Annotated in this window: 1 protein-coding gene and 1 pseudogene; both read right to left on the minus strand. The window is 76.9% G+C overall.

Annotation, left to right across the window (positions count from 1 at the left end):
• Positions 1 to 1,050, minus strand: a 1,050-nt coding sequence (locus tag I4I78_RS31760; protein WP_218615204.1) for an Hsp70 family protein, incomplete at its 3' end; no start/stop codon positions are given.
• Between the two features lie 38 nt (positions 1,051 to 1,088).
• Positions 1,089 to 2,672, minus strand: a pseudogene (locus I4I78_RS31765) (hypothetical protein); the annotation flags it as partial.

The raw sequence follows: 2,672 nt of genomic DNA on the forward strand, positions 1-2,672 counted from the left end.
CCGGGCGGAGGCGGCGCCGAGGGCGATCGCGTGCTTGGGGTGCGCATCCACCGACGTCGGGCGTCCCAGCTCCGCGGCAACCGTCCGGGCCACCGCGGGGATCCGGGACGATCCGCCGACGAGCAGCACGGTCTGCAGCTCGGCCGGGGTCACCCCGGCCGAGCGCAGGGCGCGGCGCATCGAGTCGACGGTGGCCACCACCGACGGGCGGATCATGTCCTCGAACTCGCCGCGGGTCAGCCGCACCTCAGTCTGCATCGCGGGCAGCAGCACCGGGATCGTCGTCTCGGTGTCGGCGGAGAGCGCCTCCTTGGCCAGGACGCACTCCTGACGCAGCCGGATCGCCGCGCCGGTGGCCCGCACGTCGGAGGGGTCCAGCGCCGACACGGCGCCGTCGAGGACGCGGTCGACGTGGGCGAACACGGCCTCGTCGAAGTCGATGCCGCCCAGCCCCTCGATCCCCTCGGGGGTGCCGAGGATCTCGAAGTCACCGGTCCCGACCCGGAGCACGGTCGCGTCGAACGTCCCGCCGCCGAGGTCGTAGACGGCCACGACCGCGCCGTCGGGCACCCGCTCGGTGGACGCGTAGTGCGCGGCCGCCGCCTCCGGCTCGGTCAGCATCCGCACCCGGTCCAGGCCCGCCCGGGCCGGGATCTGGCCGAACAGCTCCCGCTTGTACGGGCCCCAGTTCGCGGGGTGGGTCAGCGTGACGGTCTCCGGCGCGCCGCCCTCCCGCTCGCTGACGGCGCGGACGACGTCGCGCAGCTGCATCGCCATCAGCTCCTGCACCGGCGCCGGCGAGCCCCCGAGGATCACCGGCATCGGGTCGCCGAGGCGCCGCTTCACCTCGCGGGCGACCCGGTCCGGCTCGCTCGCCGCACGCCGGTCCGCGGCGTCCCCGGTGAGCACTGACCCGTCGGCGCGCAGCAGCACGACCGACGGCACCGCCGCCGCACGGTCGCCGAGCGTGACCATCTCCACGCGGCCGTCGCGCTCGACCGCCGCTGCCGTGAACGTGGTGCCGAGATCGACACCCAGGCCGTATCCCATCGCCGTGCTCTCCTTCGTCGGTCGGTGCCGGGTGCTGGTCAGGACACGAGCGCGGGGTCCGCGCCGGGGTCGTCGAGGGGGACGTCCCGGTCCCCGACGTCGGCGGCCCCGGCGACGGGGGTGCCCGCGCCGGCGCCGTCCTGCCCGGTCGGGACGTCCGGGCCGCCCACCCCTCCGAAGCCGCCGGTGCCGTCGGAACCGATGCCGTCGGGGCCGCCCGCTCCGCCGAGGCCGTCCGGCCCTCCGGCGTCGTCCGGTCCGCCGGGCCCCCCGGTGCTCCCGGAGCCGTCCGGCCCGGCGGGGCCTCCGGTCACGGGCTCCGGGACGACGGGGCCCGAGATGACGGGCCCGGAGATGACCGGCACGGTCCCGCCGGTGCCCGGCCCGGAGCCGGGCGTGCCCGCGGTGCCACCGGCGCTCGGCTCGACCGGCGTGCCGTCCGGCCCGGTGCCCGAGGAGCCGGTGCCGGAAGGGCCGGTGCCGAACGGGGACGAGGCGGCCGGCGCCGTCCCGCCCGGGAACGGGGCGCCCGCACCTCCGGTCCTGGTGTCGGTCCCGGGGCCGGGGCCGGGGTCGGTTCCCGCGTCCACCCTTCCCTCGCTGCCCGTCCGGGAGCCGGTGCCGGACGTCTCGTCGCCGGAGGACGGCGCGCCGGCGATCAGCGCGTCCCCCTCGGGGGTCTCGACGTGCCAGGCGACGGCGGCCGTGGGTGTGCCGAGCGTGCTCGTCAGGGGTCCGGCGTCGACCGGGCGGGCCGCGACGACCGGGCCCGTCGAGCCGGTGCCGCCCCCGGACCCGCCACTTGACGTACCGCTCGCCGTCCCGCTGCCCGAGGTGCCGCTGCCGGACGTCGCGCCGCCCGGGCCTGCCTGCCCCGGGACCGAAGCGGGTCCCCCGGAGCCGCGGTCGGCCGGCTCCTCGCCGAACGGCGAGGACGGACCCGGCCCGTCGGGGTCCGGCGTGCCGGCACCGTCGTCGTCGCCACCGGTCGAGCCGGGCCGGCCGGCCCCGGCGCCGTCGGCCCCGGCGCCGTCGGTCCCGTCCGTGCCGGTGTGCCGCCCGGCCGGGACGAACGGCCCGCGACCCTCCGTCGTGGTCGCGTCGGTGCCCTCGTCGAACGGCGGCGGCGGGACGTCCCGGTCGGTGAAGACCTGGCCCTGGTCGATCGTCGTGGTCGCCTCGTCTCCGGTGTCGTCGCTGGTGGAGACGGACCTCTCGGTGAGGTCGACGGTGATGTCGTCGTCGCCCGCGCCCTCCCGGTCGGTGACCTGCACGCGCTGGGACTGGGTGATCCCGACCTCGTCGCGCCCGTCGCCGTCGGAGCCCACCAGCACGTCGATGCCGAAGTCGGCGGTCGCGACGCCGAAGCTGCCGTCCGGGTTCTCGATCACGTGCACGTGACCGCGCTCGTGGATCACCAGGTCGGTCTCCTCGCCCGGCGGGTCGGGGACGACGACCTGGTAGTGCTCCTTGAACACGTACTCGTTGCCGTCGTCGTCGCGGATGACGATGTACTGGTATGCGTCGACGACGAACATGCCGTCCGCGGTCTCGGTGACCGTCACGTCCTGGAACATCTGCACGGTCAGCCAGTCGCCGCCGCCCTCGGCGCCGCCCTCCTG

Source organism: Pseudonocardia sp. KRD291 (assembly GCF_019263595.1).
Lineage (GTDB): Bacteria > Actinomycetota > Actinomycetes > Mycobacteriales > Pseudonocardiaceae > Pseudonocardia.